The 19821-nt window shown below is 71.8% G+C and carries 19 protein-coding genes; 11 read left to right on the forward strand and 8 right to left on the reverse strand.

Features of this window, described 5'->3' with window-relative positions; all coding sequences use genetic code 11:
* Positions 1-12 precede the first annotated feature (12 nt).
* The 4 genes from ACIQ9P_RS26920 to ACIQ9P_RS26935 all read left to right on the forward strand — a co-directional run bounded on the left by ACIQ9P_RS26920 (position 13) and on the right by ACIQ9P_RS26935 (position 3706).
* The gene (locus ACIQ9P_RS26920; protein WP_402361226.1) at positions 13-675 is read left to right on the forward strand and encodes a hypothetical protein; all 663 of its coding nucleotides are present in this window, start codon (positions 13-15) and stop codon (positions 673-675) included.
* A 242-nt stretch (positions 676-917) separates the two neighbouring features.
* Positions 918-1367: a hypothetical protein gene (locus ACIQ9P_RS26925; protein ID WP_402361229.1), complete on the forward strand. Its 450-nt coding sequence runs from the start codon at positions 918-920 to the stop codon at positions 1365-1367.
* A 155-nt stretch (positions 1368-1522) separates the two neighbouring features.
* Positions 1523-1906: a glycine cleavage system protein GcvH gene (gene gcvH / locus ACIQ9P_RS26930; RefSeq protein WP_402361232.1), complete on the forward strand. Its 384-nt coding sequence runs from the start codon at positions 1523-1525 to the stop codon at positions 1904-1906.
* Positions 1907-2716: 810 nt separating this feature from the next.
* Positions 2717-3706, forward strand: a complete 990-nt coding sequence (locus ACIQ9P_RS26935) for an aldo/keto reductase (protein WP_402361235.1) — start codon at positions 2717-2719, stop codon at positions 3704-3706.
* Between the two features lie 188 nt (positions 3707-3894).
* Here the strand turns inward: ACIQ9P_RS26935 and ACIQ9P_RS26940 are convergent, their stop codons facing one another.
* Positions 3895-4161: a hypothetical protein gene (locus ACIQ9P_RS26940; RefSeq protein WP_402361238.1), complete on the reverse strand. Its 267-nt coding sequence runs from the start codon at positions 4159-4161 to the stop codon at positions 3895-3897.
* A 110-nt stretch (positions 4162-4271) separates the two neighbouring features.
* Entirely contained in the window at positions 4272-4700 is a 429-nt protein-coding gene (locus ACIQ9P_RS26945; RefSeq protein ID WP_402361241.1) for a hypothetical protein, read from the reverse strand.
* A 629-nt stretch (positions 4701-5329) separates the two neighbouring features.
* On the opposite strand from ACIQ9P_RS26945, the gene ACIQ9P_RS26950 reads away from it, so the two are divergent.
* The 4 genes from ACIQ9P_RS26950 (at position 5330) to ACIQ9P_RS26965 (ending at position 8943) form a co-directional block, all read left to right on the forward strand.
* On the forward strand, positions 5330-6181 hold the full coding sequence (locus tag ACIQ9P_RS26950) for a hypothetical protein (RefSeq protein ID WP_402361244.1): 852 nt from the start codon (positions 5330-5332) through the stop codon (positions 6179-6181).
* A gap of 703 nt (positions 6182-6884) precedes the next feature.
* Positions 6885-7829: a hypothetical protein gene (locus ACIQ9P_RS26955; RefSeq protein WP_402361247.1), complete on the forward strand. Its 945-nt coding sequence runs from the start codon at positions 6885-6887 to the stop codon at positions 7827-7829.
* Between the two features lie 73 nt (positions 7830-7902).
* Positions 7903-8169: a DUF4253 domain-containing protein gene (locus ACIQ9P_RS26960; RefSeq protein ID WP_402361250.1), complete on the forward strand. Its 267-nt coding sequence runs from the start codon at positions 7903-7905 to the stop codon at positions 8167-8169.
* A 306-nt stretch (positions 8170-8475) separates the two neighbouring features.
* The gene (locus ACIQ9P_RS26965) at positions 8476-8943 is read left to right on the forward strand and encodes a hypothetical protein (protein ID WP_402361253.1); all 468 of its coding nucleotides are present in this window, start codon (positions 8476-8478) and stop codon (positions 8941-8943) included.
* Positions 8944-9812: 869 nt separating this feature from the next.
* Here the strand turns inward: ACIQ9P_RS26965 and ACIQ9P_RS26970 are convergent.
* A complete protein-coding gene (locus tag ACIQ9P_RS26970) occupies positions 9813-10406 on the reverse strand; it encodes a hypothetical protein (protein WP_402361256.1) in 594 nt (197 codons plus the stop codon).
* Positions 10407-10437: 31 nt separating this feature from the next.
* Positions 10438-11037 (reverse strand): hypothetical protein, encoded by a 600-nt coding sequence (locus ACIQ9P_RS26975; protein WP_402361259.1) that lies wholly within the window; start codon positions 11035-11037, stop codon positions 10438-10440.
* Positions 11038-11971: 934 nt separating this feature from the next.
* On the opposite strand from ACIQ9P_RS26975, the gene ACIQ9P_RS26980 reads away from it, so the two are divergent.
* Positions 11972-13717 (forward strand): PQQ-binding-like beta-propeller repeat protein, encoded by a 1746-nt coding sequence (locus ACIQ9P_RS26980; protein WP_402361262.1) that lies wholly within the window; start codon positions 11972-11974, stop codon positions 13715-13717.
* A gap of 391 nt (positions 13718-14108) precedes the next feature.
* Here the strand turns inward: ACIQ9P_RS26980 and ACIQ9P_RS26985 are convergent, their stop codons facing one another.
* The 3 genes from ACIQ9P_RS26985 to ACIQ9P_RS26995 form a co-directional block, all read right to left on the reverse strand.
* The gene (locus tag ACIQ9P_RS26985) at positions 14109-14717 is read right to left on the reverse strand and encodes a Fic family protein (protein WP_402361265.1); all 609 of its coding nucleotides are present in this window, start codon (positions 14715-14717) and stop codon (positions 14109-14111) included.
* Positions 14704-15408 (reverse strand): hypothetical protein, encoded by a 705-nt coding sequence (locus ACIQ9P_RS26990; RefSeq protein WP_402361268.1) that lies wholly within the window; start codon positions 15406-15408, stop codon positions 14704-14706. Before ACIQ9P_RS26990 ends, ACIQ9P_RS26985 begins: the two co-directional genes overlap by 14 nt.
* A 157-nt stretch (positions 15409-15565) precedes the next feature.
* Positions 15566-15706, reverse strand: coding sequence for a hypothetical protein (locus tag ACIQ9P_RS26995; protein WP_402361271.1), 141 nt, complete (start codon positions 15704-15706; stop codon positions 15566-15568).
* A gap of 280 nt (positions 15707-15986) precedes the next feature.
* Here ACIQ9P_RS26995 and ACIQ9P_RS27000 point away from each other — a divergent pair, with 280 nt between their 5' ends.
* Both ACIQ9P_RS27000 and ACIQ9P_RS27005 read left to right on the forward strand, forming a co-directional pair.
* Positions 15987-17789 carry an SMI1/KNR4 family protein gene (locus ACIQ9P_RS27000; RefSeq protein WP_402361274.1) on the forward strand — a complete coding sequence of 601 codons (1803 nt, stop codon included), beginning with the start codon at positions 15987-15989 and terminating at the stop codon, positions 17787-17789.
* A 216-nt stretch (positions 17790-18005) separates the two neighbouring features.
* Positions 18006-18287: a hypothetical protein gene (locus ACIQ9P_RS27005; RefSeq protein WP_402361277.1), complete on the forward strand. Its 282-nt coding sequence runs from the start codon at positions 18006-18008 to the stop codon at positions 18285-18287.
* Between the two features lie 375 nt (positions 18288-18662).
* Here the strand turns inward: ACIQ9P_RS27005 and ACIQ9P_RS27010 are convergent, their stop codons facing one another.
* Positions 18663-19571, reverse strand: coding sequence for a hypothetical protein (locus ACIQ9P_RS27010; RefSeq protein ID WP_402361280.1), 909 nt, complete (start codon positions 19569-19571; stop codon positions 18663-18665).
* Positions 19572-19821 lie beyond the last annotated feature (250 nt).

A 19821-nucleotide genomic window follows, 5' to 3' on the forward strand; every position in this document is an offset into this window, starting at 1 on the left:
GAGCATGGAGGGATGAGCAACCGACGCGGTGAGCTGGACAAGGTGAAACAGTTTCTGGGCCTCGCCGTCTTCTTCGTCATGGTGCTACTGCGTCCGCTCCTCGGCTCCGGCGTGCCCGCCACCTGGCGGCTGCGCCGGATCGCCCGTTCGAAGACTGTCCGGCAGGCCGCCGAGGAGGCCCAGGAGCAACTGAGCGTACGGCTGGCGACGATCGCGCGGGCGTACGAACTGCGGCCCGTCCTCACCGTGACGACCGACACCTGCGAACGGGCCTCACGCGGCATCGTCTTCCCCAACGCGAACCGGAGCCCCGCCCTCACGGCGCAGCTCAAGGTCGTCGCGTACTTCGCGCCGTCGACACCTCCGGAACGCGCGGTACCCGAACTGATCGAACGCCTGCCGCCCCCGACCCACGGCACTTCCACGCCTCAGCCCGGCAAACCCGGCCCCCACCACGTCTTCGACGGGCACGGCACCGCCCACATCGACTGGGACATCCCCGGCACGCACACGATGACCGCCGGACCCCGGACCGGCAGGGACCGGCACACGCTGCGTCGACGAATCTCGACCACCCCCGCCGACACGACCCTGGAACAGGCACGGACGACCCACGGCCCCCTCGTCGCCTGGACCCTCTGTGCCACGTACCACACCGAGCCGACACGCCGATAGCCCTCAACCGTGGCCGGGCGGGCGGGCCCCGGGGTCACGCGGGGCAGCGCCGCAGGCGGGGAACGTCCCGCGGACCCACCGTCAGGACCGGTTCCACGGGACGGGAGTGCGGTCGGCCCTCTTCCGGGGACGCCCCGCCGGCCCGACCATGGACGCCACGAACGTCGATGGGAGGACGTCGGGGGACGGCGGACCCGTCGCTCCGCGAAATCCTTCCGCCCGCACAGGAGGGCAGGACCACCATGCCGCTGATCGACCCCGCGCCTCCGGACCGGAGACCCTCCACCGCGCTCGCGGTGGCCGCGGTGCTGCTCACCCTCACCGGCCTCTATCTGTGGCCGTGGTGGCCCTCCGGCTTCCCGGACGCGAAGTTCCTGGAGTTCCGCCAGGAGTACGCGCACGGGGCCCTGCCCGGCTCACCCTGGTGGGACGTGGTGTGGATCAGCTGGTTCCAGTACGGGTACCTGGTGCAGAGCGCCGCGGTCCTCGTGCTGCCGTTCACGGTGGCACGCCACGACCGCTGGCACTGGCTGTCGCTGCTCGCGGTGCTCACCTGCGGATGGCAGTTGGCCGGCGTCCTCGGCAGTACCGTCTTCCACACCACTCCCGCCCCCTTCCTGGGCCCGCTCGCCGGGATCCTCGCCCTCGTCGCCTGGCTCCTCGCCCGCCGCAGGGCACCCCGCACCGCGTAGTCCGGACCGGGGCGGGCGCGGAGTCCCGCGGCCCGACGCGGCCATGGGCGGGATGGCGGTCCCTGGATCCGGTGACCTCGTCGGCCGGTCCCCGGGAATCCGGCGCCGGATCCGTGACGATGGCCTGACCGCTCGACGACCACGAAGGAGCAGCCATGTCGTTCATCCCCGCCGACCTGCGGTTCGCGGAGACCCATGAGTGGGCCCGCCAGGAGGCCGACGGCACCGTGACCGTCGGGATCAGCGACCACGCGCAACGGGCGCTCGGCGACGTGGTGTTCGTCGAACTCCCCGAGGTCGGCGCGACCTTCGAGGCCGGGGAGCCCATCGGCATCGTCGAGTCCGTGAAGGCCGCCTCCGACATCTACTCGCCCGTCGGCGGCAAGGTGACCGCCGTCAACGAGGAACTCTCCGACTCCTCCGAACTCCTCAACGAGGACCCCTACGACGCGTGGATCTTCAAGCTCAGGCCCACGAACAAGACCGACATCGCCCGGCTCCTCGACGCGGCCGGATACAAGAAGGCCATCGCCGAATAAGGGTAGGCCGACCGTCGCCGCCCCACCGCGGTCGGCACAAAGCACGCCGATCACGACCGCCCGGATGTCGACGTCGACATCCGGATCCACAACGGTACGACCGTGCCCGACCAGGGCGGCGGGCGGTGGATCGGCGGCGGGCCGCCCTCCGCCGTCACAAATACCTCGGAGGCGGACGCGCGCCCACACCACCGCGACACCCGGCGGTGGGCCCCGCCCCTCCGGCCGGACATCGCGGGCAGAAGGGGTGAGATCTACCGATCGGTGGATACCACCCCTTCGACTTCTTCTCGTCACAGCGGATTCGAGCGCACGTCAGGACGAGTCCGGCCGGACGCGGCACCGCCGCCGCCGGGAGGACCTCAGCCCTCCGCCCGCGCGCCTTCACGTCCGACAACCTTGCCCGGACGCCGTCCCCCACGCGCGCAACGCGTGCGCGGATCCCCGCGACATCGCCGTGTTCGCGACACCGGCACCGACACCGGCACCGACCCAGCCCGGCGCGCCGAACGGATCCACCCGTTGACGGCCCGGGCGACCGAACACGTGGCAGCGTTCGGCTGACGAACGGTCAGCTTCTGATGACGGTCCGGCCCGGCGGCCGACCCGCGGCGGCCCGGCGCCCGACGCCCGACGTGCCGGTCCGCCACCGGACACCGGCGGCACCGTAGGGTCCTCCCGAAGGCCCCGGGGCCCACCCGGCCGACCGACCGGACACCGGTCGACCGGCCGACCGGAGGAGCGCCGGGCGGCGGGCAGGACCGAACGGGACAACACAGGACAACACAGGGCGAAGGGCTGGCACATCACATGCAACAGCGCAGTCTGCGGGACCTCCAGGTATCGGCCATCGGCCTCGGCTGCATGGGGATGTCCGCCTTCTACGGCACAGCCGACCAGGACGAGGCCACCGCGACCATCCGGCACGCGCTGGACCTCGGCGTCACCTTCCTCGACACGGCGCAGGTCTACGGACCCCTCACCAACGAGTCGCTCGTCGGCGAGGCCGTCCGGGGACACCGGGACGAGTACGTGATCGCCACCAAGTTCAACTACCGGATGGACGAGGCCGTTCCGGGCGACATGTCGACGGTGGGCCGCCAGGACGGCTCCGCCGAGCACGTCCGCAGCTCCGTCCACGGGTCGCTCGCGCGGCTCGGGACCGACCGCATCGACCTGTACTACCAGCACCGGGTCGACCCGGCCGTTCCGATCGAGGAGACCGTCGGCGCGCTCGCCGAACTGGTCGCCGAGGGCAAGGTGCGCCACATCGGGCTGAGCGAGGCGAGCGCGGAGACCATCCGCCGCGCCCACGCCGTCCACCCGGTCACCGCCGTCCAGACCGAGTACTCGCTCTGGACCCGGGACGTCGAGGCCGAGGTGCTCCCCGCCTGCCGGGAACTCGGCATCGGCTTCGTGCCGTACTCCCCGCTCGGCCGCGGCTTCCTCGCGGGCCGCTTCAGCTCCCCCGACGAGCTCGACCAGGACGACTTCCGCCGCACCAACCCGCGTTTCACCGAGGCCAACCTGGCCGCCAACCTCCGACTCGCCGCGAAGGTGAAGGAGATCGCCGCGGAGAAGGAGATCACCCCGGCCCAACTGGCCATCGCCTGGGTCCTGACCCGCGGCGAGGACCTCGTCCCGATCCCGGGCACCAAGCGCCGCGGCTACCTGGAGCAGAACGCGGGCGCGGTCGACGTCGAGCTGACGGACGAGGACCTCGCCCGCATCGACGCCGAACTGCCCACGGCGGCGGGCGAACGCTACGACGAGAACGGGATGCGCGCGGTGAACCGCTGAGCAGCCGACAGCCGTCACCGGCCCGGGGCACCCACGTCGGTGACGGAGAGGCACCCCGGTCCCGGCCCTCCGCCGCGCCATCGGCGAACAGGACCGACGGGCCGGACCGCAATCGGCATGGCCGTGGCCCGGCTGAGCGGAGTCGGGGCCTTCGGGGCCGGGCGAACCCACCCGGCCCCGAAGTGCGCTCAGGCGGACAGGCCGGGGAGCAACGGTGCCCCCGGGGGCAGACCGCCGGTCTGCGGAACGGATCCGGCGGCGGGTTCCCGTAGCGGCTGCGGGGCCGTCGGCGGTTCAGCCGGGTGGGCAGTGCTGTGCTCCTCTGACAGCGCGGAGGGGTCGAACCCGGCCGAGGGGTCGGGCGCCGCCGAGGGGTCGGACGGCGCGGGATCGGTGGTCCGGGTGGCCTCGGCGCGCACCATGGCGCCGATGGCGGAGAAGACGTCGAAGGGCATGCTGGATCTCCTGCGGTACGGCGTGGAAAGGGGTCGCAGGAAGCCGGGCCGGGCCTTGCACGGCCGTGGGACGGGTGGTGCGTGGGCCCGAGAACGCCCGGCGGGAACCGTCAGCAGCGCAGGACGATGCCTCGTGCGCCGACCGCCCCGGCCCCGGTCGGGCCGGGACACGGCGGCCGCGGTGACCCCGGCCGCGCGGAGTCGTGCACGGCGTACGCCTCGAAGAGCGGCAGCGGCAACTGACCCCACCCCGCCACACGGGCCGGGCCCGCGCGATGGGCACCGGCGTGGAGCGGGACGGTCCCATGGCTGCGGCGACGCTCGGCGGGTTCGGGACAGTCGTCGGATCGCGGGGCGACCACCGGCAGTGGTTCCCCTCCCCCGACGGGCACCTCCTGCGCGGCCCCGCAGTGCGCGCCGGCCACCCACGGCCGGGCCTCGGCGGCGTCCGCGCCACCCAGCAGCACCAACGCGACACCCAGCAGCGCCGTCACGGCGCACCGCACCACGGAGTGCCAGTGCCGGGGCGCCCACCGCATGCCGAACCTTCCCGAGGAGTGGGCCCCAGTGAACCCCGGTCCACCGCTCCGTCAGCTCAGAAGGCACGCCCCACTCACTCGATGGTGGACGAATTTCACCCGCCTGGACGTATCCGTCGGCACCGCCCGACCGGTGCCTCACGGCACGAGCCCCGACTACCGGTGCCCGGCGAACCTGCAGGTCTGGTGCGGGACCTGCAGCGAATAGGCCGAGAGGGGCGGGAGGTCCACGAGGGCACCGAACTGGATTCGCGGGCCGTACTCGCCCGGATGCCCCAGTCGGTCAAGGACGGCTTTCTGCTCGACGAGGTCCCCTGGGACTCAAGACGGAGAACGCCGAGCTCACAGAACGGCTGGCCCGGTCGGCGCAGGCTATCGGCAAACTCACGGACTTCCGCACCCTTGCCCTCGCCCGCCTCGCAGCCCGGCACGAGGAGATCCTGCACCTCCGCGGGTCAGCCGCGGCGGTCGACCGCGTGACCCGTCGCCCGCAGCAGTTCGATCGGATCATGCAGCTGACCCTCGGTCCGCAAACCGGTCTACCTCACGGAACCTGGAAAGAAGTGGCCGCCCGGGGTGGCCAGAAAGTAGTTTGTCCCCGCCCTGCACATCGCCCACAAGGAGTCCTCATGATCGAAAACGTCCAGGGCCTCACGCCGGAGCGTGCTGCCCTGCTCGCCTCCCTGGTCGATCAGTGCAAGCCGCTGCTGGAGCAGAACGAGGACATGGAGCATGTCCAGCGGCTGCTTCGAGACCTCGGGACCGGGGTCATGGACTCGATCCTTGTCACGCGGGAACTGCTGGGAGCCGGCCCTGGGGCCCTCGGGGAAGCCAAGAGTGCCGTGCTGTCGAGCGCCGCGCGGACCACTGGGCTGCAGACGCATCAGCAACGCGTGGACATGATCGAAAGAGCGAAGGACGTTGCCGACGGCCTCCTTCAACTGGCCCACCCCCAGGGAAGCACGAGGATCGTCGCCATCGACGGCCCCGGAGGGTCAGGCAAGACAACGCTGGCTGCCGCGGTGTCCGGACAACTCGACGATTCAGTCATCGTCCACGTCGACGACTTCTACCGTCCCATGCCCGACCAGGAGCGAGAGCGGCTGAACGCAGAACAGGGCTACCACCGCTACTTCCACTGGGAACGTCTCCGGGACCAGGTCCTGATCCCGCTGCGGGACAACCAGGTCGCCCGGTACCAGACCTACGACTGGCCCACCGGACAACTCGGAGGCTGGTGCGAGATCGCCCCTGGCACTGTAGTGATCGTCGAAGGGGTCTACTCCGCCCGCCCGGAGCTTGCCCCCTACTACCACTTCACCGCCTACGTCGATACTCCGCGAGACCTCTGCCTGCAGCGCGTGCGAGCACGCGGCGAAAGCCCCGAGGAGTGGATCACGCGTTGGCGTGCCGCCGAGGACCACTACCTGCACACCACATGGCCCCAAACCAGAGTCAAACTCCTCGTCCGTGGCTACTGACGCAGGGAGAGGACCCGATCGCCCACGCGGCTCGAACCGCACGGACTTGATCACCTGTCACCCACACGTATGGTCTCCGTCACGCGAGAAGGCCCCGCAATGCAACACAGCCCATCGCCACCGCGGCAAACGCCGGCTCGGAGACACACCCAGATCCATACCAGTACCGAGTGACCCGCACACGGCCTCTGCGGACACAAGCCGCACACTGGGGACCAGGATGGCGAACGCGGGAGTGTCCGGGCGAACCCATCCGCGAGGTCCTGGGCGACACCTCCTGGCAGATGCAGGAGCACTACTCGCGCGTCGCCGACGAGATGCTCCGCCGTGAGTACGAGGAGAAGTACGAGGTCCGCGTCAACCTCGAGGGCGAGGCCGCGCGACAGCGCCGACCGGACTGCGTCGCGCGTGTCCAGGCTGTTCTGGATGCCTCGGTGCTACGCCACCCCGTGGAGCAGCAATGGCAACGCGGGGTGGCCTGTGGGAGACCAGCGACTCGACGGACAGCAGTTCGGCACCCGGTGCGAGGGCGAGACCGCCCTCCAGACGGGCCAGCGGGGCGCCGAGCCAGAGGTGCACGCCGTGGCCGAAGGCGAGGTGGTCCTTGCCCGCCCAGGTGACGTCGAAGGCGTCGGCGTCCGGGTAGCGGCCGGGGGCCGACCCGAGCTGTCCTGGGTACACCTGAGGGCGCTAGCCTCCGGGCATGGCTGAATCGCGGTATCCCCGCCGGATCATCACGCGGCTCGTGGACGGACGCGTCTGCGCGTACGACCTGGCCGGCGAGGCCCGCGGTCTGCTGTCACCCGTCCTGGTGTGTCCGCCGTCGCCCGGTGACGACATCGTCGACCACGCCGTTGCCGTCGACCTTCGGCATGCCTACTACACGACCCTCAACGCGGTCGTGTGCGTGACGGCGGACGGAGTCGAGGTCTGGAGGTCCGGGCTCGAACCGGAGTCGCTCCAGCGGCACGGACACGAGCCCGGCTGTGTGCTGTCGTTGGACGGACGCCTGCTCTGGGTCTACCGCCCCGACGCCATGGCCGGCCGCGGCCGCCCCGACCAGTGGGTCGCGCTGGACGCCGGCTCCGGGGCGGTCACCGCGCAGGCGGACCTGCAGACAGTCGGACACGGCGGAGTGCAGCTGCCGCACGCAACGAGCGGCCAGGTCCTGCTCAACGTGGGAGAAGGACAGGACGGCACGGCCGTCTACCGCGCCTCGCCGACCGGGGCCGGGATGGATCTCTTCCAGTACCCCTGGGACGATCGTTGCCTCATCGACCTGTCGCCCGACGGCCACCGGTTCATGACCGTCAACCACGACCAGGGTGACATCACCGTCCACGCGTACCCCGGCGGCGAGGTGGTGTTCTCCCTCTCGGTCGACGCCTTCGGACACGACCCGGACGAGGCCGTTCTGGAATGGTCCGGCGGCCACCTGAGCCCGGACACCCTCATCGTCACCATCGCCGGCGAAACCGAGGACGAGCGGGAATGGTTCGGCCACTACCGCGTCGACGCGCGCTCCGGCGAAGTCCACGCCGAGTTCGACGCACGGGGGAACGACGCCTACGACATCCACCCCCTCGGGGACGGCACCTGGCTCACCACGGACCCCTCCGGACACCCGGTCCGCTGGGCCGATTCATAGGACATCCTCCCCTGACAGGTGGGGGTGGTGGCAGACGGGAGGGCTTGTCAGCGGCCGGGTCCAGCATCCGTTCATGAATCTCGCCCTCCTGTCCGCCGTCGCCGCCGTCGCCGCCGACTGGGAACGCCGGTTCGGCACACGCGTCGTCGCGGTCGGACCCGCCACCCTCCACCTCGGCGTCGCCGCACCCCCGACAACAACCACCGACACCCTCCGCGTGGCAGCCGAACACCTCGCCTTCTGCCCCGACAACATCCGGCAGAACCACCACCCCCACACCCTCACCGCCTACGCCCGACAACTCGTCACCGACCACCACTGGGCCTTCTGGTGGGACTGAGCCACCCCGACCGCTTCTGGCTGTCCGAAGGCCGTCCGGCCGCACCTGGTGAGCGCCTGCCGGGGCTCGGCACGCAGCTACCGCGATGCAGGCCGCGCCGAGCTCGGAATCCCGGCCCGTCTCAGGTGCTGGGCCGGTAGCCGTCAGCAGGGGCGAATCAAACATCCGGATTCCACGTACCAAATGCGCGCCAACCGGACTCACTTCATTCAGACGAGCGACGCCCTGACTACAGAGAGATAGTGCAATATCACATATCAGTGCTGCTGGACGGACCAGGAGCTCTGCACACAGGAGAAGCACCTCATGACTCGCAAGATGCTGACGACGGCCGCCGCCACGGGTGCCCTGGCACTCGCTCTCGCCGGCGCGACCCCGGCCGTCGCTGCCGGTACCGCCGCCACCACCACCGGAACCGCCACGGAGGTCTGCGACGCCTCCGGCCTGCAGTCCGGCCTCTGGACCAAGCTCTGCTACACGGCCACCGAGGACGGCGTCCGGTTCACCGGCCGGATCGGCCTGGCCGGCCCGCCGAGCCCCGGCAGCCCGCCGCTGCGGACGAAGCTGGTCGACGCGGTCCTGACCACCGACATCGAGGGCGGCCAACCGCTCGGCACCGTGCAGCAGTCCCTGCTCTTCCGGGCCACCACGCTGGAGATCGCCGGCTACGGCGGCACCGTCCCGTGCGGCTCGACCGTCACCGCGACCTTCTCCGTCTCGGCAGACGGCTGGTACACCCACCCCATCAGCACCAGTGTGGTGGTTCCCTGCTGATGCCCAGGGCAACGCGGGCCCGAAGACGGCCGGGCAAACCCCGGCCGCCGGTCCCGCATCAGCCCCGAGCCCGTCCCCCGGGACCCGGCCACGGTGTGATGGGCGGGTGGCGCGGCAGGAGCCGCGCCACCCGCACCTGCTCGTCGTCCTCACCCTGCTCACCATCGCCCTGGCTGCGGCTGTCGCAGCCGTACGCACCCGCGCCGCCGCCGACCGCCGCGCCCTCCACACACGCACCGCACACCAGCCCCGCCGAGCTACCACCCCTGGCCGTGGGTATGGACGGCGGTGTGGACGACAGAGTCGGGAAGCCCCTCATCGTGGGGGCCGGAGCCGGGACGGGCAGCACGCGCACGGTGCTGGTGGTCGTACGCGGACCGAGCGGCGCCGGGAAGTCGAGCACCGCCGCCCGGATCCGCTCCGCCCACGGCCGCGGCCTGGCCGTGGCCACCGACTGCCGCATCAGCCCGGGGAGGGCCGGTGCGGCCCTCCCCGGCCGAGATGCAGTTGCCGGGCGGCTCATGACCATCGGGAAAATCGCCACGGCTTGACCATGCCCACTGTCACTCCTCCTCGGCGACAGCCGCCAACTGCCGCAGGACGGCGTCCCGTTCCTCTTTCACCGCGCGTGTCTCCTCGAATCGGCCGAGCGCGTACCGGGTGTCCTCGATCAGAAGCAGGACACGAACGAGCTGCGGCGCGTGTTCGGCGGGCTCCTCCGCGGCCAGTGGGCGGAGGAGCCCGGCTGCCTGCCGCCCCGTTGCCAGGGCGCCCCGCTGGTGCGCCTCGTTCTCTGCGGGAACCGTGAGGGCGGCAGCCGCCTCCTCACGCCGACCGAGCGCCCCGTGCGCTCCGGGTATGCCGGTGGTTCAGGTGCCCAGGAGGCGCTCCAGCAGTGAGCGGTACTCGCGCAGGGTCAGGCGCAGGTCCTCGGTGCTGGCAGCCGGTGTGCCGTCCGGTGCCGCCTCGGCGCCGCGCAGCCGGTGGCGCCGCTCGGTGACGGCCTCGGCCAGCAGGCCGACCGACTTCTCGATCAGGGCATCGGCCTGCTGCACGGCCTGACGGGGATCGTCGACGAACCCCACCTGGACGGAGTGCCATTCGGCCCGCAGTCGCTGCGTGCGCTCGACGCCGAGCCAACCACCCGATCCGGCCTCCGCGGGTGCCGCCGGTGCCGGTTGCGGGTCGCCGGGCCGGGGGCCCGGCAGGGGCCGGGCGGCCTGGGACGGCTGTTCTGCGGCCCGGTCGCCTCCCGGTACGACGGCGAAGCGGGCTGCGCCAGCGCCTCGTTCGGGGGAAGCCGCCGGGCGGGCGGCCTGCGGGCCGGCCGGGTCCGGGCGGGGCGTGCCGGCGCCGGCGCTGGCGGCGTCCGCCTTGGCCAGGTCGGCCGCAGCGGTACGGGGGTCCGGGGCTGACGCGTCGTCGTCGGGGTTGTTCCGGGCTGCGGAATCGTACGGGGACATGGTCGTCCTCTCCTTCACGGGGTCGTCGGCGTCATCGGGTGGCGGGGCGCGGGCCGGAGTGGTGGACGGCGGCGGTGGCGTTGCCGCCAGGAGCGGTCCCGCCCTCCTCGTCGCCGCCGGAGCGGGCCACCTCGAGGCACAGGTCACGCACGGCCAGCAGCGCCGTCCGCAGTTCCTCGGTGCCCACCCGCTGCGACCGGCTGCGCTCCAGCACCTGCCGCGCGGTCCGGTAGCCGGGCACCAGGGCGGCGTGGTCGACCGAGAGCACGGCAAGCCGGTCCCCGGCGGGGACGCCGATCTCGTCGAGCGTGCCGTCGAGCAGGGTCACGGCCTCCTCCAGCGAGCGGGCGGGGTCGTCGACGAACAGCTCCTGCAGGGCGGTGAGCCGGTTGCCGACCTCCTCGGCGCGTCGCCGCGGCAGCCGGGTGAGCGCCAGCTGCCGGACCTGTCGCAACCGGCCCGCCAGCTCGTGCTCGGCGTCCCTGGTGCGGCCGCCGTGCGCGCGCACCGTCCGGTCGTACTCCGGACCGAAACGCTGTTGCAGCCGACGGGTGTTCCACCGCGGCAGTAGCACGGCGAGGGCCGCCGCGACTGCCAGCACGGCCACGCTCAGAACGATCCAGACACTCATACCGCTCCTCCTTCGGTTCGACACGGCCCGCGGTGGCCGGCCGCTCCCGTCCCCTCGGGTTCCCGCTCAGCCGAGTTCAAACAGCCACTCCCCCGGAAACGTTGGCCGCCCGGGTCCGGGGAACCCGCCCTGGCGCCCCGATGGTCACTCATGTGATCGACAGGTCGGCGGAGTTCACCTCCGAGGAGGCAGATCGCCGTGTTCCGCCGCCCCCTCCGGAGAGCCACTCCGGACACCCGGGCACCCGCACCCGTGGTCGCCCCCTTCCTCGATCGCGGCCCGGTGGGCGTCCTCGGGTTCTCGCAGCCGGTGGTAGTGCCGGCGCGGGAACGCCTCGCGCTGGGCCGCGGTCTCGTCGATCGCGCCCTGGCGGGCGGCAGCGTGCTCACGCGTCTGGCGGCGTGGTTCCTGGAAGGCGGTGTGGCCGATGAGCGGGTTGCGGGTCGGCCCCGTCGGCATACGGCGGGGAGCGGGCCGCTCGTCGAGGTCGTGGTCGGCCCGCGGCGCTTGGCGGTGATGGCGCTCGTCGAAATCGGCCACCTCTGCTCAGGGGTGCCCCGCCTCTGCTCAGTGGATCTCCCCGGCTGCGGGGCATATGACGGACGACGGACGACGGACGATGGACGCCATAGGGCAGGTGCCGACCGGCAGTTCAGCCGGGTCCGGGACCGCCCAGGACTACTGGAGGAGCATTCCGCCGACCCGTGCGCCCTCTGAGCCGATGAGCGACCGCGTCCACCGGGGACCCGAATTGGGTTCCGCAGCGGCCGGACCCTGGCCCAGGGGCCGGCCGCGAGGACTCAAGGTTGCGGTTCGGTCGCAACTTCCGGCCGGCCTGCCGCCACCGGTCACTCCTGCTGTCAAGGTTGAGCAAACGACTGTGCCGGGGGGCGCTTTGAGCGAGTCTGATCTTGCCTCGACAATTGTCGGGCTCATGACCGACGTGGCATCGGGGATCGTGGGAACCACCGGCCGGGCCGTGGCCGAGGCCGCAGGGGAGGCCGTCCGGCGGCGGCTCTCGTCGGAGCCGGACGGCCGGGCCGCGGTGGCGGCCTTCGACTCCGGTCCGCAGGAACCGGCCGCGCAGGCGGAACTCTGCCGGGTCCTGGTCCAGGTGATGTCCACCGAGCCCCAGTTCGCCGTCCAGCTGACGGCGCTCGTACCGGTCGCGGCTCCGACGGCACCGGTCCCGCCGCTGCCGCCCGCCCCTCCGCCGCCCGCGGAGCCACCGCGGATCGGCCGCGACGGCATCATCATCGACGGCCGGTCCCGCAACACGGGGAACCTGGCGCTCGGTGACCAGCTGATCCAGAACATCCGCCGGGGCGACCCCCGCACCGTCCTGTTCCTGATCCTCGCCCTGGCTCTCGTGGTTGCCCTGGGCTACGGAGGGACCAAGATCGTCACGGACGACACACCGGATCCGCCGAGCGGCTCCCTGAGCGCGCCCTTCGGGGCATCCGCGCAAGCGGATCCGGAGTCCTCGGGCGGTGATCAGTCGGCCACCACCCGTCCGTCGCCGAGCCCGTCCGTCCGGACGAGGCCCGAACCGGTCCGGGCCGATCCGCCGGTGAGGTTCACCCCGGCCGCCCACACCCTCTTCCGCGCCGACGACGACCGGCAGGTTGTGCTGGACGGTCTCGACCTGGTACTCGTGGAGGACGGACGCGCACTCGTGTCCCGCGATGTTCGCGACGGCCGGCTTCTGGCCCAGATGACCTCCACCGGAGTGCTTCGGACCAGAGAGCCGAACGAGCCGTCGAAGAAGAGGCTCGGATACGGGCGCCCCGCGGTGGGAGCGGCAGGTGGAAGGCGAGTGGCGGTGGCGGTCTTCCCGCTGACCATCGTCGGCCGGGGAACCGTTACCGACCACTACGGTGTCGAGGTCGACATCCTGGACCTCGACAGCGGCAAGGAGGCCGGCCGGGTCACCATCGACGACGGCACCGTCGCGGGGGACATCGCGACCGTCGCGGGCGTCGCGGCGGGCCGGGCCGTCGTAGTGGTTCCCAGCCTGTCCGGCCCACCTACCAGCTACGCGATCGACCTCGCCACCGGTGCGGTCACCTGGAAGCTGGCGAACTTCGCGGCACAGCTGATCCAGGACGGTACGGTCCTCGGCGTCTCGTCCACGACCGGGAGATGGAGTACCGGCCCTTACGACAGCGTGCCGCTGGAAGCACGGGCGGCCTCCGTGACCGACGGCACGGTGCTGTGGAGCGCCCTGAACGGCGAAGCGAGCGACCTGTCCATGTTCGCCGCCGACAAGATCCTCACCACCACAGGAAAGCTGCTCTCCACCGCCACCGGGACCCTCGTGTCGCTGCCGGCCCTGCCCGGGAAGCGCACATCGATCAGAAACTGCTGGTTCGACGGCCGCGCCACGACCGTGTGCCGAACGACGAGCGAGGACGGTGGATGGCTGATCGGCATCGACGCGGCCACAACCGCCGTCCTGTGGCAGATCAACAGCTCGGCCACCACCCCCGGAGTGCGCCTGGCACCCACCGTCACCGGCGCCTGGCACGGAGTGGTCTACGGCCGTACGCAGAAAGGCGAGGCTGTGGTGCTCGACGCCCGGACGGGCCAGGACCGCGAACTCGCCCCGGGCGCCGCCCCCGACCAGATCAACGAGTACGCCGCCCTGGTGGAGAACAGCGTCTACCTCTCGGCAGGGTGAACCGGCCCGCCACGAACCAACCGATCTGATGAGCAGGACCGCCGACGACGCCCACTGGAGACTCCCCATCCTGTTGAATCGTGGACAGAGTGGGGAGACGAGCAGCCCCGGCCGTTTCCCGAGATCCTCATCAGCGGGGCCGACGCGGACGTCGATGGCGGTCACGGTGCCGGGGCGCAGTCGGTCGAGGGCGTGAGGATGCGTCGGATCCGGGGCGGAACGCAGTACCGGCTCAACAAGGTCTGCGGTCCCGCACTTCCGTAGCGGCGCGGCGGTCGCCCTCCGCGCGGGTGGGGGCAACTGGCGCTCTGCGCCGCGCTCCCCAGCTGTGCGATGTCCTGCGTAGGTGAGGTCAGCCGGGCGGAGACTGCCGGTGCACCCCATGAACGCTTCAGCGTCGGAGGCGGTTGAGCACCCCGATGAGAGTGGCAAGGTCGGCGGCACCGTCTGGGTCGTCCGCGTAGCGGGTGGTCTGGAGGGGGCCGACCTCAGGAAGGACGATGTCCTCCCGGGCCAGTACATGGACCAAGGTCAGCAGCGCGGCGCGGGCATTGCCGTCGGTGAAGGGGTGGAAGAACGCCACGTCGAGGTACGCGCGAGCCGCGCGGGCCGCCAGCGGGATCTCAGGGTCGGTCGTCTCGTGCAGGCAGGACTCGAAGTGGGCCTGCGTGTTGGGAGCCAGGCCGTAGCGCTCGCGGCCGGCCTTCGCATAGGCATCGCTCACGCGAAACGGTGACCGTGTCGCAGCGAGGACCTCGCACTGCCAACCGGCCAGCAGGGCGAAGTCCAGTGGGGTGCGGCGTGTGGCATCCTCTCGGGCCAGTGCATATGCGGCGAGCAGACGTTCGGCGCGAATCGGGTCGCGCCGGCGCACCGGACCCTCGCACCAGGACCGGAACCCGTCGCGGTCGGTCAGGACCCGTTGTAGAGCCGGTGCGTGTTGCCAGTCGGCCTCGCGGCGCACGCGCAGCCAGACCGAAAGGCTGTCAGTGGCGGTCATGGAGCTCCTCAAGCGCCGCCCTCTCACGATGGTCCTGGTACGGGGCGTGGCCAGTGAGACCGACGGCGAGGTCCTCGCCGACGGATTCGATCAGGGTCCGTTCCGGGTGGACCCAGCTCTTGAACCGGCCACCGATCGCGCGCTCCACCGCCTGTGCGGCTTCGGCCCGGTCCATGCCGGTGCTTTGGAGGAACCAGCCCAGGACGATCGAGGTCTGGCCGCGCCAGGCGTTGTCCGCGCCCGAGTCCAGCGCGTGGGTCACGAGCCGGACGCAAGCCCGTTCCAGGTGCCAGCTGCGGTCCTCGGGCGAGGCGTCCGGCGGCGGCGCCAGTTCCGTGAAGCGCTGGGCCGTCCGCTCCAGCCACGTCCGCCACTCCAGCAGCGCGGCCACGGCCCGGTCCGCGGTCGCGTCGGGGGTCGTGACCGAGCTTGACGCGCTGACCCAGTTGCCGATGGGCCCGCTGTCGTAGTGGCACCAGTTCCATCCCCAGGCCCAGGTGCCGTATCGCTCCCGGACGATCGCGTCCACCTGGCTCTCGCACCAGCGTTCTCCCTGCCACCAGCCGGCCATACCGGAGAGCACAGGTGGCACCCACTCGCGGACCAGCGAGCGGAGGTGTTCCCCCTCTTCCTCGTCCCAGGCGAACGAGTGGCGGGCAGGATCGGAATTTTCCCAGTCCCGAATACCCACGTGGATGATGGAGGGCACGCGGTTGTCGGGGAAGGGCAGGGTGTCACGGTTGTACGTCAGGGCTGGTCACTCTTCCTGTTCGATGTGATCGACCCGTCAGTCTCGACTCAATGCCCCTGGGACCGCAAACGGGTTTTCGGACCGTGTCGGCATGTCGTCATGCCTCTGTCGCCTTCTCGTCGTCGCCGAGCGGACTGAGGTCGACGTACGGGGGGACGTCGTAGGTGTCCGGGGTGATGCCGAGTTCATGGGCGGGGTACTTGCCCAACCGGTTGATGCGCTCGGTCAGGTACGGCATCCGGCGCGAGGTCGACCGGCCGACCGGCCGACCCCGGGGGTCGGGTCGTTTGGCGGCCACCGTGCCCCGGCGAAGCGCCTTCCCCACGAGCGCGGGGGCCAGCCGTAGTCGTAGCCGGCGTCGCGGACGGCGAGGGTTTCCTCCCCGCGCCTGCGGGGGTCAGCGGGGCCGGTGCTTACCCGCGTCCGTGGGTAACGGGACTGAGGAACGGCCGGGGCCAAGGGGGCGACGGGCAGCCCCGGCCGTCCGGATGTCAGTGCCCGCGCCTAGCCTGCCGAGCATGATCACGTCCACCGTCGAACAGTCCTGGGGCCGCATCGAGAGCTGGCTCGCGCGGCACGCCCCCGCCACCCAGGGGCTGCTGCGACCGCCGGCCCTCCCGGCGGACATCGCGGCGGCCGAACTCCGGCTGGGGGTAACCTTCCCGCCCGATCTGAGAGAGTCGCTGCTGCGGCACGACGGTGTGGAGCTCCAGGCCGGAACGCTCCGCCTCGCCTTCTACGGACCGCCGTCCGGGATCGGGGAGATCGTCCGGAGCACCGAGTTCCTGCGCGGGGTAGGGGCGAACGCCGCCGAGGAGGAGGCCGGGCTCGCCGAGGAGGAGCGCGACGAGTTCGCCTACTGGCCGCGCGAACGGCTGCTCATCACTCTGGGAATCGGCTGGCAGTCCTCCGACGGGCTCTTCCTGGTCACCCGCCCCGGCCCGCACCGCGGGCGGGTCGGCCGGTACTTCGACGAGAGCGGCTCGACCTTCACACCCTGGACGGGACTGCGGCAGGTTCTCTCCGACCTCGCCACGGCCCTGGAGAACGGCCTGCCCTTCGGTGGACGGATACCCCTGGCTTACGAGGGCCGACTCATCTGGGACGACGGCCTGACGGTCGTCGCCGACCCGACCTCCGCCCTGGACATCGCCGCCGCGACCCCTGAGCCACAGGTTCCGCCCGCCGCCGACCCGGCCCCGCCCGCCCCGCAGCCCGACGGCTCGTACGCCGTCCTCTCCTTCGCACACGGCGGACTCTTCGGACCCGAACCCGAGCCGATCGTGCAGCCGGACGTCGTGTTCGTGGCGAACACCGACCCCGGGGAACTGCTGGACCGGCTGGGCTCGATGCCCGCGACCGCCGCACCGCGCACACGGGAACAGGCCCGGCTGTCCGCCGATGCCCCATGGGCCGCGCACCGCCCGATGGTCCGGGCCGGGTCCTGCGGCAACGGGTGGTCGTACGCCACTCAGGAGGGCGGGGACGCCCAGTTCGGCCGTCCCGAGGTGCTGGGACGGCTCTCCCTCGGAACCCGGGTGGTGCGGCTGACGAAGCGGGGACCCGAGGTCCGCGTGACCGTCGTCGAGGACGGCAACGAGCAGCAGGAGGCGGGCCACCGGGTCGAATCACCGCGCGAGGACTACGTGACCGCCCCCGACGGACAGCGGTGGCAGCGGATCGGCGTCGATCCCTGGCCCGGCTCGACGGCCGCCTACACGCGGCTGCTGGCGGGTCTGACGGTGGAGCACGGCATCGGCTGGGATCCGGCCGACGACGCGGCGGCGCCACTGGCCAGCGCGCTCCTGCTGCCGGTCCTCGACGAGATACCGCAGGCACGACACCCGGTCACCGTCGTACGCGAGCTCGACCTCGGCGCCCTGGTGGAGCGGACCCCGCCGGAGAGGTTGCGCTCCGCGGTGGCGGCCCAGCTCGCCCGGCTGGCGTCGGAAACCGGAATCGACGGCTATCCCGAGATCGCCCTGGCGCTGGAGCAGGCCGGCCGGGGCGAGCCGGTGGACCTGACGACCGACGGACCCCTGGACCTCCGGATGCGGACCGTCCGGGCGGAGACCCGGGCCGTCCGCGGACTGCTCAACGCGGCCCGCCACCAGCAGCACCCGGCGCCCGTCACCGCAGCCGACCTCGCCGCGTGGCACGGGCGGGACACGGCGGCCGAGGCCCTGCGAAGGTTCATGCTGCTGCCCCTGCCCGCGGCGGCGGAGACGGTCCTGAGCCTGCGCATGTCCGTGCGCTGGCGCGACGAGCTGGCGCTGGACCTGGCCGACGAGCACCCGTACCCCCATGCAGGCGCGAGGTAGCCAAACCGCCGAAGCGGTGCGGGTCGCGAAGGGTCCTCTCGGTGAGCGCGGGGCAGCGCGGGAGCGGGTCGGTCCTCGCAGGCGGAAGAAGGGGGCCTCCTCGCTCCCGCGAGCTCGGCCGCGGACCAGTGGTGCGGTGTGGTGTCGCCGGTCCGGTCGGACTCGTGTTCGGGGTCCGCTCCCGTGCGGACATCGGCCGCGGCTATCGTGTCGGGCATGACGTACCGCGTGCAGTTCACCGTCGAGGCCCAGGCGACCATCGATACCCTGCCCGCCGAACGCCGCGACCTCCTGCAGCGTGCCCTGGGCGTCCTCGCCCGCGATCCGTACCACAAGACCGCGACGGCACCCATCGGTCCCGACGAGCACCTGCGCAAGGCATACGCCGCACCGGGCGTCGTCGTCGAGTTCATGGTCGCCGACCACGTCCTGATCGTCGTGGTCCTCCAGATCTTCGACGAGCTCCAGTACCTCATCGACGAAACCGACGCCCGCTGACCCAGGACCGGCGACGCCCCAGGAACACACGCGGATGCTGGGGCGGGCCCTCCCCGCGCAGGCAGGGGTCAGCCGACGGTGACGGTCCGCACCGTCGCCACCAGGTCGTCCTTCCCGTGTGAAGCGGGGGCCGGCCGGCGCTCGTGGTGGCGGTGGCTGGCCGAGGGTCTGTCTGTCGTTGGAGGGCCCATCGTTGGCGGTGTTCCGGGTGTCCACGTGCTCGGAGGCTCATGAGCGGGGACCTGCTGGTGCGGCGACGACATCCCCGCAGCGTGCTCGCGGTCGCCGACACGGTCGGCTGCCAGGTCCCCGACATCTGAGAACGAGGCCGGCCGCCCGGGCGGGGCTCCTGCCGCGCCCCGGGGGCGGATCCGGTCAGCTGGCGGCGGTGGTCGGGGCGGTGAAGGTCTCGCGGGGGCCGAAGTCGCTGTAGCTCACGCTGATGACGGTCGTGACCGTCGTGCCGTCCTTGGGCACCTTCATGGACTGTGTCTGGGCGAGGATGCGGCCGGACCGGTCGATCCAGACGTCGTAGTCCTTCGTGGCGACGCCCTTCTCGGTCATGTTCCGGTGCTCCTCGGGGTCGATGGCCTTGATCTGTGCGGCCGTCAGGCGGGCTCCGAGGTGGAACGCCGGGACCCCGTTCTTCTGCTCCATCCCCTTGCGAGCGGCCGGTCCGGCGTCGACGAGGGCCTTGACGTAGAGGCCGGCACCGTTGTCGTCCGTGGCGTCCTCGCTGCTGGCGGCCGGGCTCCAGCTGCTGCCCGGCTTGCTCTTGTCGCGCGAGAAGATGCCGTTGCCGGTGTTGACCGACTCCATCCAGATGAGGGCCTCGTCGCTGTCCCCGAGAGTCATCTTCATCTCGGTACGGCCCTCGTGGCCCGGCGTGTTGACGTTGGTCCGGCCGGTCGCGGTCATCACGGTCCCCTGGCCGTTCGCGGTCGCGGTCGTCTTCATGTTCAGCGTGGCGGCGTACGGGGTCCGGTCGGCGTTCGCCAGTGCGACGGCCGGGTCGAACGCGCCGGAGGCGTCGACCGGCGCGCCTGCGGGGGTCGGACTGGCAGTGGGAGTCGGGGTCGCGGTGGGAGTCGGCGTGGGCGTGGGCGTCACCGTGGGAGCGGTCGTGGTCGCCGTCGGAGTACCGCTCGCGGCCGCGGTCGCGGTGCTGGAGGCCGCGGCGTCGGCGGCCGCGGGGGCGGAGGTGTCGCCGTCGTTGCAGGCGGCCACGGCGGACAGGGCCAGCACCGTGGCAGCGGTGATCAGGGTGGTACGGCGGATCGTCACAGAGGTCTCCGGTCAAATGGGATGAGCAAGGAGAACACTTGCACGAACCACCGACATTCACGAAAGCGATTCCGGGGAAGGTCCAGGTCGCATCGGGGCCGGGGCGTTGCCCGGTGTCCGGCGGGCGTGAGAGCATCGGCGGTCGACGGGGCCGGGCGGGGCCCCCCCCCCCCCAAACCCCCCGGGGGGCCCCGGCCCGCCCCGGCCGCGGGGGGGGGGGGGGGGGGGTTTTAGCCCGGGGGGGGGGGAG

The sequence above is a fragment of the Kitasatospora sp. NPDC094019 genome (assembly GCF_044764505.1).
Taxonomy (GTDB): domain Bacteria; phylum Actinomycetota; class Actinomycetes; order Streptomycetales; family Streptomycetaceae; genus Kitasatospora.